Source organism: Thalassospira sp. MIT1004 (genome assembly GCF_001858545.1).
GTDB classification, from domain to species: Bacteria; Pseudomonadota; Alphaproteobacteria; order Rhodospirillales; family Thalassospiraceae; genus Thalassospira; species Thalassospira xiamenensis.
Genome location: NZ_MCAO01000005.1, coordinates 45,431 through 58,206 on the forward strand (window position 1 = coordinate 45,431; position 12,776 = coordinate 58,206).

The following is a 12,776-nucleotide window of genomic DNA, read 5'->3' on the forward strand; positions in this document are numbered from 1 at the left end:
CGCATGTTCGCCTATACATCCTTCAAACTGGACAATCTTTCACTCACCATCAAAAGCTGCTGCTCAGATAATCGAGCAATGTCTTCAATGAAGGCTGATTCAATTACTTCTGTATTTTTTATTTCTGATTTTTGGACCGCGGTTGAATTGAGTTTGTCACGTTCCGAACGCGACATTTTTTCTATGTCTTCGGGAATGCCTTCAAAAAAGAAGTCAATTTCAACACCAAACATTTGCGACAACATCTGAAGATGTCCGGCTTTGTAACGGTCCCGCCCAGCTTCAAATTTCTGGATTTGCTGGGGAGAAATTCCAAACAGGCCCGCCAATTGTTGCTGTTTGACACCCAAAATCTTGCGCAGCATCTTGATGCGTTCTGCAACATGGACATCGATTACGTGCGGGCCGTCAAACCTTCCAAGCCTTCGTTTCATGGTTTCATTGATATGGAGGTTACAAACCGAGAGTGAATTTTGCTGCACTCATATTTGGCACATATTTAAGGTTGATATTGCTAAACTCCGCTGCGATCCCAGTCCTTAAAATATTATTTTCTGTCAGATACTCTTTGGTGTTCGAAGATAGGAACACTATTGGCTTAACCACTCCAGCGTTTCGCAGAGATGTTACGGCTTCAAGGTAAGTCTCGTAGACTAAACAATCTTTTGAGGAATCTTTACCGCGCCTTGCTGGAGCGATACACGCATTCATCCGTGCGAATGCTTTGGTCGGGATTCCGTTTCCAGGCGTTATCTTTTGGAGCTCGGTGAGCCATCTTTCTACAACACCACGCGTGCGCCCAACATGACCGTCGAGATGGGCAAGATCAATGGTCCCCGGAGCACCAAAGACGGTGGAGAGCTTGTTGATACGATCTATCTGTTCCTGCAGTTTTTTTAGGTTACGTTCCGCCTCCTCTTGGACGGGTTGATCGTGAACGGCGAACTCGATCGCAACCTGTTCTGCCATAAGGCATATGAGATTTCCAGCTTCCGCCGCAACCACAAGGTCTATGGCGGCTTGCCGATCATGGGGCTTAACTGTTTCACGCGTTGGGTCACGCATGATATCTAGAATAGAGCATGTGTCGATGCACAACACTGGTACATCCTTAGATGCAATCGCATGCGCGTCCATCACCTTTCAATGCTCTTCGTAATATGCAAGAAGAGCGACAGCGGTCTCGAAGTCGGCCGCTAGAGTATGCGCGGAATCCTGATCCCAACCATCCACCTCATGGAGCCAACGAGCCAGTTTATCTGCATCAGGTTTGTCATCAGCACGATGAACGGCGACAAGAAAGTCGAACCAGCGACGTTGATCTGATGGGTGACTTGCTCTTGTCGACTTGTTGGCTGCACCCGAAAAATGTTTCAACTTTATAGCCGCTTCCAGAGACAACCAATCTTCAAGCGTTTGCTGGTCTTGGGTTGTCGAGATAGTGAAGCCGAATTGGGTAGCAACTGGCTCAGCAATTTGTGCGATAAAATCCTTAAGCAAAGCGTTGTATTGGGCGAAGCTGAGGCTGCCCTTCTCCAAGGGAACGATGTTAGGCACATAATAGCCGTCTTCGGTTCCCCATAGAGTCAATCCGACAGCGGGATGGTCGTTGTCGGCATCTCGTTGAAAAAGGACTACATCCTCGAGAGGGACGGTGTTGTGCGCCACCTCTTCCGTCCGTTTCAAATCCACTCGCCAAGAACCGACTGCCGCTGCTATCAACCCTTCGCGTAGTTCGGGCCGTTTGTCTATTGGCCCGTGAATGGCCATGTCTTGAAAGACTTCAAGTTTTTCTGCCACATCTACCTCTTCGAAATATCTCAGTTGCCTACAGATCACAGCGGAAAGCGGTTCAGAACCCTCGCTCAAGATGGCAAGATACCGCTGGCAACAAAACAAACGGCCACATTTGCTCCGAATGATTTCCTCGACGATCCCAGATCGCTCCAGATCAACATATTACTCATACAATATTTAATCGGTAGGTATGTCATATACAGCAAAATATGACATTCAGACTGTCACATCTTCCGAGCCTACGTTTCATGTATTTCGGTGCATCTAGCCATATTTATTATAAACTCTCTTATCTGGAATTGATCCTTTCGGTGGTTAAACTCGCCGCCGTTTTATCGATACCCTGTTTTCTCTCCATTTTATAGCGGATGAAGAGTACGGCTGAAAAGATCAGGCTAAAAGCCACGAACGGTAACATTGCCATTTCGTTTAGTAGAGAATATCCCGATGCGGCTAAACACATCCCTGCAACAGTCCAGAGCTTTCTCTCTGGTGCCAGTTGCAATGTTAGCCAAATCCCCAGTGCTGCATTGACTAAGATCCAAACCGGTGAAGCTGGCCCCAGTGACATCTTAAATGGCCACGGTGTCCAGATCATCCCGAATCCAACAGTCGCGGACAAACAATCCGCCGCCAAGTGAATAGAAATACCTACATACAATCCAGCAATGCCATAAAGAGGTACTCGGTTCTTAAAAAATAAAAAAAGCAGCCACGGGATGAGAACTGAATGGGTGATAATTGATCGATGATGCAGAATTGGCAGTAACAACAAATCTATATCTGGAAGCCATAAGCCCCCCCAAATTCCCAAAGCATAGGGAACGGGTTTAGCTAACATGTGTTTAATTGGATCCATTTTTCGGCTTAATCCAGTATTTCTTAATTGGAAATCTTTCAGTCAATTGCACTCAGGACAGTTTCCTCATTCTAAGCACCGGACCAACTCCAATAGGTTTCAATTCCTGCTCCCCATCCGCCGATTGCATATCGCTAGGGTGTGGCCCCAGACCGCACTTCAGTTATACCCTAGGGACAGAAGACGTTGTATGCTTCTGTTTGTCTGGGATAGATGGTAAGCAATTAAGTAATGGTAACAAAGAAAAATAGAGCGCAGTCGACCGGCGAAACTACAGCTATTACCGGGTATTGGAAACAGTACGAATATTCTGCATGCGTCCTCTACAAACTTATGCAGGACGGTTTGCTCAATGCCATATCGATCGCAGAACCAGCTGCCTGTATTTTCGACGATTTGGTGCTCCACACCAATGGGGGCATCCTTGCCACTCAGGTTAAGAGTGAAAAGAGCGCGACATATGTTTCCCTCCGCACAGAGCTAAAAGACTCACTCATTGCAGAAATGGCCACTTCTTGGCTGAGCCTCAAGGAGCGTGTTGAAACAGGGGAAGTAAACTTACGCTACATATTTGCTGGTCTCTTTAGTACTTCTGACACTGCTCTTGCGAACTCCAACGCTCAGGGAGCTCGTCACAGTGCAGCGTTTGCAGATTTCATCTCCCGTACAGAACTTTGCGACGATGTTATCGCGAGTTCAGTCTGGAGCGACACGCTCACGGATCTCCGAATTAGATCTGGCCTAGATCAGTTGGATTTTTTAGAGTTTTTGAACCATCTTGATCTGAAGGATGAAAGAGAACTACAGGCAAATGCCCTATCCAATTTTGGTCCTATAGACCGTTCCAAAGCTGCAGAGGTATTAAGCCTGATTCCGAGACTTGTTCGAGCCTCAACCCCAGGTCAAAGATATACTGAGCAAGATCTGATAAACAAGTTGGGGTGGCGCTCGAGGCTCAGCCAGCATAACCTTCACGTCTTTCCAGTTCCACCGGACTACCAAGAAAATGAAGCTACAGAGAGAAAACTCATTGATCTCATTGAGCGGACGACGCAGGGGTATATCGCGCTTATTGGGCCTCCGGGAACCGGCAAGTCCACACTTTTGCAACGTGGTTTATTTTCTAACCAGAGCTACAGTATATCGAGGTATTTAGCTTTTCTTCCCGGCCAGCGGCAAGGCCTTGGCCGAGCAGAAGCAAGCGAATTCTTAAACGATATAATTGCCGAGCTTCGTAGCCAGGGGTTCTACGCCTCAAAGTTTACCAACGACAACCTATCCGGGTTGAGGAACGAATTCGTAGGACAGCTCGAAGCGGCAGGTTCCAGGTATAGCACCTCAGGTAGAAAAACACTCATTGTAATCGACGGGCTCGACCATGTACCTCGTGAGGAAAACCCAGTAGCAAGTTTTCTAGCTGAGTTGCCGGCTGCTGCTGCTGTTCCTGAAGGCGTCATTTTTATCCTCGGCACTCAGCGTATCGAACTCCCGGGGTTACAAACAACGATTATTCAACAAACCAAAGAGGCTGGCAGAAGTGTCGCGATTGAGCCACTGAGCAAAGCATCTATATTTGCATTAGCAGATGCCGCCAACCTTCCTTCTTTCGTTGACAGGGAGGTTCTCTTTGAAATTACTAGTGGTCATCCTTTGACTGCACGCTATTTCATTGAAGCACTTCGTTCAGTCACTGAAGCGGAAGTTGCACTGAAGATTCTGTCCGATATCGATGGTTTGGGACGGTCTCTACAACAAATATATGAGCGTGTTTGGCAAAAACTCGACACAGCACCATCATCTCGCTCCGCTCTAGCTCTTCTCGCGCGTGCGGAAGGAACGCTCTCATGCGAACAACTTGCTGATGTATGTAGCGAAGAGGTGGTCGATGACGTCATTACGACCGCTGGTTTTTTGCTTTTGACGGATCAGCAAGATCGTCTTTCCATTTTTCACAACAGCTTCCGGCTATTTATAGTACAGGAAACCGGACGGAAGTTTGGCAAGCCCAGTATTAACACAGAGAAAGATATTCACTCAAAGCTTGCATTGATAGCCGGCAAAGCGCAGCCCAGCGACCCACAATATTGGTATCAGCTTCGATATCTTTCACGCGCTGGAAATTTAGATGGAGTCCTCGCGCTTGGAACAGCTGACTACTTCCGAAGATCACTTCGATCATTCCGGCCTTCCGGCGAAGTCTACACAGATTTACGACTTACCTATGCTGCGGTGAATCCTACGCGTGACCCTGTCCTTCTTTTAAATCGACTGCTACTTGAGAAAGAAATTGATTATCGGCTTGATGCAGTCAGCAGCCTAGATTTTATTGAGCTTCTTTTGAAACTTGGCGATGTTGAACTTGCGACCCGTCACGCTCTTGAAGACAGAGAAAATGGCGAAGGATGGCTCAAACTCGTCGACCACTTCTGGTTAATGGGAGACATTGAGCGCGCTCGGCAAGTGTTTCTCGCAAATGAGCCCCTTGAAGTTCTTTTCTCTGGAGAAGGTTTCGATCCACATAGCGCAATGAACCTTGCGCGCGGATGGATCGAGAGAGCGCAGCGGTTCCGCCCACTTGCCAAGCTCGGTGAATTGATAGACTCCCTTGTCATTCAAACTCATAGCATAGACGACGACAAAGGCTCTCAGACGCGCCGCGAACTCAAGTTCAGCTTAGCCTTAGGAACTGTGTGCGATCAACGCATTACCGACTTTTCAGAAATCAAGACACTTCTGAAGCTAACTGATCACGAAATAGCCTGCTTGGCTGTACAAGCGGCAGAATTCGCATTTCAAGAAAAGAGACAAGAGGACGCCCGTGAATGCCTCGTACTCGCCTCCAGTAAGCTTGGCACTACCCACCAATTTTGGAGACGCGCTGCAGCCTTGATTGCTTGGAAACTCGGCGATCTAACCCTCGCAGTAAAACTGGCCTCTGCGCTAACGGTTCCCCGGCTCACTCGTCATAACGCAATACAAAATAACTTAGGAGACTTCTCACAAGCGATAATTGAGACTGCCTTCCTTAGTAAAATTCTTGACGTTGCACTTCCGGAAGAGTCTAGAACACGTGACTCAGAAGACAGTACGCTTCTGGCAAACGCCCACACAAAATTATGTGAGATAGGAACTCTGAAGGCACTTGCCTCCCAGCAAGAAACCAGCCTGACGAAACGAGCGCTGAATTCCATTGTCATCTTTTTTGCTCAAGCCCAGCCAGATATCCACGATTACACCGCCTATCAGTTTTATGGCTCTCTTAAAGGCATTGCTCAGCATCTGGTGGACATAGCCGAAACTTGCGAGCAAACAGCGTTCAATGAATTTATTGCGAAAGTCGATGAAAAGCTCATGCTCGGCAACAATAACCTTGCGAACTCAGAGGGTTTTCAGGTCGAGTTTGCAAAAGCTGTTTTCGACGTCAATGGAGATGCTGATGCGGCGAAAACGCGTATTGATCGTGCACGGGCTAAGGTACGGGTCGACCGCACTCCCCATGAGGCAGTAGATACCCATGTATCACTCACTAACGCATACTGTCACATTGGCCTCATTGACGAAGCCCGTGCCACACTTGATGTTATGCACGAAGATACGTTCGGCTATTGGTTACGGGCTAAGAAGGAGCCACAGTACGTTTTTTGGGCTTGGTCGTTCCTGAAAGCCTGTGCGAGTTCTCCAGGCAATATGGAAGGCTCTTCCCTTGCCTTCGCGCAGTTAATTCTTGGTATGGACGAAACTGCGGGGGCTGATACGGCAGCCCGGTTGGTTCCTGATGTCTTGGAAGGTGCAGGGGTGAGTCCTTGCGTTCTTGCAGGTGTCACTAATAGGTTACTCCAGAGTGATCTGGCCTCTTGGGAGCGCATTGTGGAAGCTGCGCTTGCCTCGATCGCTAAGCATGACCGAACTCTGTCCGGTTTAACCATAATCGCGTGTGCTTACCTGATCGTGCCGTTCGCAGCAGGTGGGATTGAGCGATGCCTGAAGATAGCTCTTCCTGCGCTGACACCTGATGAAAGGGCGGGGCCAATCTCAATTCTTCTATCCTCGATCCAGCGCTGGTGTCCTCCCTCACAACGCGAGAGCATTCTTAAAATGATTCTGGAGTTCGCTCCAGAAGCCAAACCCTTGATCGAACCGATGATAGAGTGTGCTGCTGAAGTCGCAGAAACGCTTCGCACAGTTACACACGGCGAACCGAGAAGCCATAGCTCTGAAAGCAGCGTCTATGGTGAGATAAAGGCGGATTCCTTAGAAGCACTTCTTGCGGTCGGCGACGGAGAATCAACCTACGGTGATAAGATTGATTATTCATATGCCCGCGCTGCTGAAGCTCTCATCCAGAGTTCAAACAAGAAAGAAATTGAGGATTTCCTCTCCAAGCGCCCCCACATCATTGCAGACGCCAAAACCGCTTGTGCAATTTCACGCCGATACCTACAGTTCGGTCTCCGTAAGCAGGCAGAGAAATACTTTGAGATTGCCGAAAATGCTGCTTTGTCCGGGTACTGGTCATCATTCATGGGCGGTCAGAAACTTGCGGTGCAGCAGCTTCGGCTGGAACTAGAAGGAAAAGCCGCGATAGACAAAGGCTTTGATTCCTTAGTCAATGAGCTCTCTGCAGGCCAGACATACGGCAGTTCGCTTTTCTTAAATCTCAATGAAGTACTTGAACTGATTGCAGATCCCATTCCTTATCGGGAGCTATGGAATGAGACGGAAGAGCACCTAAAGGCATATCGCGAGTTTCGGTTCGCCAGACCGGTCGAGATAATCGAAAGCGTTCATACATACTCCGACGTCCTCGCCTTCATAGTTGCCTATGCTTTCAAGCTGTGCTGTCCAGAAGTCACCATTCATGCGCGACGAGCTGCACGCCTGATTTCAGATAGAAGTTCAGGCGAAGACTTCGTTTCTAAGCTGGCACTTTATTTGAGAGACTGCCCTGATGGATTGCGCGAGTATGCGGCCATACTGGACAGTCTGCGAGCGACGCCATCTTTGCGTTCATTCGTCGTCAAAGAGGCACAAATGCTCACTGGGGATGACGACTTTATCGTCTCGACAATAGGGAGAAAGGTGCTGAATGATTTAGAGGAGGAAATAGAAGAACTCCCGGCAACTGAATTACCTGCCTTCTATACCCTTTTTCCGTCTAACTCCGACCAGGCAGACAATTTCGATCCCCCCCCTGGACTACTCTCTGGAAACCGACCTATTTGGTCAGATGACCCGTGGACTTGGACATCGATGCTAAGAGGTCCACTTCGTCTCCTTACGAATGCTAGTGATGTACCTTTAGAGATGCTGCGCAGGCGATGCGCAAGCTTTATGAGCAAAGAAGGCGGGAAAGCCGCCTTCGGGCCAGAAATTGAGGACAAGATTTTAGAACAACTCCGCAGATTGAATCTGCAATTTGCTTATCGGAGACCGATGGCATCGTCATGTCTCCGCGCATTTGGAAAAGTTGTACGAGAACTGGAACGTGCCGATGCCGTAGATCAGAGAGTTTTTCGAGCTCTTTGGGATGAAATTGGTGGACCGTCTCTTTTTAGCTTCCCTCCTGAGAATACTCCTAGGCCAGACTGGCTGGAATGGCCAACTGTACCCACGCAGAAGTATGGCGGAATCGACGACAATCAATGGCTCGAGCTGTGCGATTATATGCTTCAGTCAACGTTATTGTCGGATGAATTTATTCTGGCTGAAGATTCCTATTTCGAGGTATATGCCGCTCGTGCATCAGCCGACATTCATCGAACGATCTTGCCTAGCAATGTTAATGTGACAGAAGGTATCATAGGATTACCACGGCTTTTCTCATACGACTACCTTCGGCCAATGTACAAGCGAGAGGAAAGTCCCCTCGTTTGCCGCCTTCCTGGAAATCTCTTTGAAGACTTCGGCAACGACACCATCACGGTTTGCCCCTTTGTTGCGCAAAAACTCGGTTGGCAACGAAGTGATACCAATCCGCTTGAGTTGCATGACTCTTTGGGAAACCTTGCTGCTAGAACCATCCGATGGGTGGAAGGTACCAAGCTTAAAACTCTATATGACGCAGAGAGATATGGCACGGGACAGCTACTAATTCTGTCGTCTGCCGGAAGGACTCAACTTGAGGCAACAGTGGGTCCGTTAAACTTAGCAGCAAGGGTCATCGCAACTTTTTCAGGAGAACAGGAGAAAAACTTCCGTCGTGAGGTCGTTGCGGCTGATTAGCGCTCGGAAAAAAAGCTGCCCTGATGTGACTTTTCTGTCATGATGAGCAAACTATGTGACCATCTTTCTGATGATGGGCCTTATGCTCCGTCCAGCTGGTTTAGGTGGGGGTTTATTGAGTAGCGATCGCGAGCACCATTACATGTCGAGCTTTGGTCCGGTTTGCTTTTTGATTACATTATCTATTCTTTGTTTTGGCTTACTCAACGGCGAGACAGCGCTTTCGTGACCAGATTGCGCCATGAGTAATAGCGCCTCTTCGTGAGCCTGTTCTCTGATTTCAGCAGAGTGCGCCCCTGGTACATCAAGCCTTCCACTATTATAAAACTCTTCGGCTATAGCGAGCTTGCACTGAGCAACAAGCACTTCATGCCTAGGCGCAGAAATAATCTCAAGCTTTTTTAATGCCTGATGATAGGAGGCCAATGGTCGGGGAATTTCGGGTGTTACGCGCTCTGTCTGCTCGGGGTCGAGCTGGCTTCTTTCTGCACTGCTCTTTCTTGCATGCGCTTGAGAGAAGACTGCATATCTTGCTTCAATGATTCGAGTTCGGATGGCGTCAACCGAAGGGGATTTTCGGAGGTGGCCGGCTTCGCCTTGAGTGAGCTGGTCGATGCCATATCCAAATGTCTCCTTCCAAAAATCATTCATGGCAGAGCCATGTTTCTGATCAATAGCCTCTAACATACTTGGTTTCACGGCGATGTTCAATGCACCTAGATGCGCCGTCATTACAGCCGCAGCAATCACATTGCCGCCCCTGTTCTCCAGAAAGCCACGTAATGATGCAATAGTACCGCCCATTGTCAGCGTATCGTCGAAAACCAGATATTTGCCTCCCTTCTTAACGGGACCATCGAATGACGGATTGAATGCAAGGCGGTAATCGGCACCTTCGCCGGTTCTGGCGACACGCTCCGTTTGGAATATAGAAACATCAACGTCCAGCCCCAACCTCTTGCCGACTTCAAACGCCATTGCCAACGGTATTTTATTATGTCCGGAAGCCTCCTCAGCAAGCACAGGTACTATTCGCGGCTGATCGTTTCCTATTATGTTTCGGATCTGATCAATCGTTCCGTTGCGCAGGAGACGTTCCGCCAAGTCATGGGCAGCATCCGTATCACCAGCTTTGGCGAGTGTATATTCCGGCTGCTGTTGCAGCTCTCCCAGATCGCCATTTCGGATAACAGCTGGGAAATTGCCCCATGGTGAACGTTCGGCCATTTGTCTATTTAACCCCAGAGTCTAAATGCCTTCAAAACCTACTCTGTAACATCCGGCTCAGGATAAGCGATCTCCCAACACTTATTGAAAGACATGTTGTCGATGTGTTGTTGTGGATCAAAAAAAGTTCCAGCAAGACTGCTTTCTAGGTCTTCACGTGATAATTCTGTGTAACTTAGTCGAGTTAGTCCAGCTAAGTTCGGCGACACCACGCAAAGCGATATAGAACCTCGGTCTTCAACATTGTTCGGATATAGGAAGGCTTTAATGCCTTTAGCCAAAAAGGCATCCCTAACGCCATCCAGATTGAAGTGGAGTTCGTGATCGATCTCATTTTTTTCCTTGCCCTTCATAATTTGATGATGGTGTTCATAAAACTGAATGAAGTAACCATTGTTGCGCGAGTATCCGCAAATATCGTCAAGCGCTTTGGCAAGAGCCAATTTCGTCGTACTGCCGAAATCCTTTGAGGCTTTCGGCCATTTTTTTTCAGTAAATTCAACAGCATGCAGCCTAGGTGCAGTAACGGTTAGGTTGGAATGGCGAAACCCACCATTCCGATCTCGTGGATGACGTCGCAATTGTTTACCAATCGCGTCCATCCCTGCCTTCTCCGTACCGAAATGTGTAAAGATTGGAAACGTATCGAACTTATAGATGCTGCCGTGATACCAAACGTCCATACCAGCCACCTTCTTTATCAAAATGCACCAACGGCTGATGTTATCGACAGTAACATCTTGTGTCAGTTTCCTTTTTACCCGTTGAGCACGACTTGTCGTGCGAATAAGGCAGGATGAGTATGAAATGCTCGTTCAGTACCGGTACTGAACCTATCCTGCCTAAGAAACGACAGGGTAAAGTTGTGCGAAGTTCTGCAAACATCTGCAATCTCTTGCAAACTCCTGCAATGTGGCCGAAACCCTCCAAACTGTTGCAGTCCGCGAGATTTTGGGCGAAAACCCTGCGCTTACATATCGCTTGCACACCTGTTTCTGCGCCGTGTAATCAAAAAAGAGAAACGCAGGGGACCTCACGTGAGAGTTGCGATTTACGCACGCCATTCGACAGACCGCCAGACCACCAGCAGCCAAGACCAGATACTGAGGTGTGAGGGCTATTGTGAAGCCAAACAATATACGATCGAAGACGTGTATTATGATGAAGCGTTCTCGGGTGCCCATATGGAAAATCGTTCAGGTATAAACAACCTTCTCATGGGAGCCTTTGACGGTCGTTTCGACAGAGTGGTTACAGAAGATCTGTCACGCATTAGCCGCGATCAGGCCGATACAGCGAACTTCTTTAAAAAGATGGTCTTCCTTGGCATTGATGTCGAAACGATTTCTGAAGGTGTCATTGGCGAGCTGCATATCGGCCTGAAAAGCACGATGAATGCTCTTTACCTGAAGGATCTCTCAGACAAGACGCATCGAGGCATGATTGCTTCAGTATTAAGAGGTGGTGTTCCCGGTGGACGAACCTTTGGATATGAAATTGTTCGAGCACTCGACAGCAACGGAGAACTGATCCGAGGTAAGCGTCGCATTGTCGAGGAAGAAGCCGAAGTTATCCGGGAAATTTTCAGACTGTATTCAACCGGCAGCAAGCTTCAGCATATCTGCACTATTCTCGACCGGAAAGGGATCGCGGCACCTTCTGGTGGCAAGTGGGCACCAACGACATTGGTAGGATCGCGCATTCGCAAAACCGGCCTGCTCCGCAACACGCTTTACAAGGGCGTGGTGACGTTTAACAGGATGCAATATCGCAAGCACCCCGAGACGGGCAAGAAGCTCGCGGTTCTCCGTCCGGAAAGCGAATGGATACAAGTCCCCGTCCCCGAGCTGAAAATCATCGAAGAACAGGAATTTGATGCGATTCAGGCGCAACTGGATGAAAGGTCATCCAAGGTGGCGGAATATCGAAAAACCGCCAGCATGCGATCACCTGAAGAAACAGACCAGATATCAAAAACACGGATCAGGCACTGGCGACAAAGACAGATCAAGTCGACAGGAAAGGTTGTTGCGGTTTTTGCCGGGCGTCTCAGATGTGCCGAACATGACACCACAATCACAGCGGCTTGGGCGGATCGTTATTCCTGCAAGAAAAAAGGCTGCCCGAACCGTGCGATCCGTTACGAAGAGCTGTGCGATGTTATCATTCGTGAGGCCCTGCGCCTGACTTGTGCGGACATCGAGGCACATTATAGTCATGAAGCCATAGCGGAAAGACGGAACAGGCTGGAAAAGCAAATCAGCGAAGCCGAACAAAAATTGCAAGGAATGCGAGATCGCGCCGCCCATGCACTGAACACGTTCAAGGTGAATAGCGACAGTGCCGAGTTAAAAGCTTGGTTTGACGACAACACCGAACAGATGCGCCTCGCAAAGCTTGAAATTGCGCGATTAAAGCGGTCTCTTGAAGAGATAAAGGCACCGGCAAATATCGCCGATATCCATAAACGATTTAACGCTTTGATATCCAGACTGCAGGTCTGGTCGCGTGAACCCGAGACAGTTTCGCAGCTCCGGCACATGATGAAGAGATACACCATAACAGCAAAATGGGATCATGCGGGCCTCCGCTGGTATAGAACCTGTGAAATTGAATATGACTTTGAGGCCATGGCGCGGGTACTTGGCAAAAAGAAATGAAACCGGCAAAA

At 48.5% G+C, this 12,776-nt stretch carries 8 protein-coding genes; 2 read left to right on the plus strand and 6 right to left on the minus strand.

Annotation, left to right across the window (positions count from 1 at the left end; genetic code table 11):
* Positions 1-11: 11 nt before the first annotated feature.
* From BC440_RS02820 to BC440_RS02835, 4 genes are all read right to left on the minus strand, one after another.
* Positions 12-365: a helix-turn-helix transcriptional regulator gene (locus BC440_RS02820; RefSeq protein ID WP_175484456.1), complete on the minus strand. Its 354-nt coding sequence runs from the start codon at positions 363-365 to the stop codon at positions 12-14.
* Between the two features lie 88 nt (positions 366-453).
* Complete coding sequence (locus BC440_RS02825; protein WP_063095906.1) at positions 454-1,137, minus strand: PIN domain-containing protein; 684 nt, start codon at positions 1,135-1,137, stop codon at positions 454-456.
* A 6-nt stretch (positions 1,138-1,143) separates the two neighbouring features.
* On the minus strand, positions 1,144-1,800 hold the full coding sequence (locus BC440_RS22560; protein ID WP_139190037.1) for a hypothetical protein: 657 nt from the start codon (positions 1,798-1,800) through the stop codon (positions 1,144-1,146).
* A gap of 286 nt (positions 1,801-2,086) precedes the next feature.
* Positions 2,087-2,656, minus strand: a complete 570-nt coding sequence (locus BC440_RS02835; RefSeq protein ID WP_063095902.1) for a hypothetical protein — start codon at positions 2,654-2,656, stop codon at positions 2,087-2,089.
* Positions 2,657-2,887: 231 nt separating this feature from the next.
* On the opposite strand from BC440_RS02835, the gene BC440_RS02840 reads away from it, so the two are divergent.
* On the plus strand, positions 2,888-8,878 hold the full coding sequence (locus tag BC440_RS02840) for an ATP-binding protein (RefSeq protein WP_063095900.1): 5,991 nt from the start codon (positions 2,888-2,890) through the stop codon (positions 8,876-8,878).
* A gap of 138 nt (positions 8,879-9,016) precedes the next feature.
* On the opposite strand, the gene BC440_RS02845 is transcribed toward BC440_RS02840, so the two are convergent.
* Both BC440_RS02845 and BC440_RS02850 read right to left on the minus strand, forming a co-directional pair.
* Positions 9,017-10,105, minus strand: a complete 1,089-nt coding sequence (locus tag BC440_RS02845) for a phosphoribosyltransferase (RefSeq protein ID WP_063095898.1) — start codon at positions 10,103-10,105, stop codon at positions 9,017-9,019.
* Between the two features lie 38 nt (positions 10,106-10,143).
* On the minus strand, positions 10,144-10,707 hold the full coding sequence (locus tag BC440_RS02850; protein ID WP_139190038.1) for a hypothetical protein: 564 nt from the start codon (positions 10,705-10,707) through the stop codon (positions 10,144-10,146).
* A 435-nt stretch (positions 10,708-11,142) separates the two neighbouring features.
* Here BC440_RS02850 and BC440_RS02855 point away from each other — a divergent pair, with 435 nt between their 5' ends.
* Complete coding sequence (locus tag BC440_RS02855; protein ID WP_071239502.1) at positions 11,143-12,765, plus strand: recombinase family protein; 1,623 nt, start codon at positions 11,143-11,145, stop codon at positions 12,763-12,765.
* Positions 12,766-12,776 lie beyond the last annotated feature (11 nt).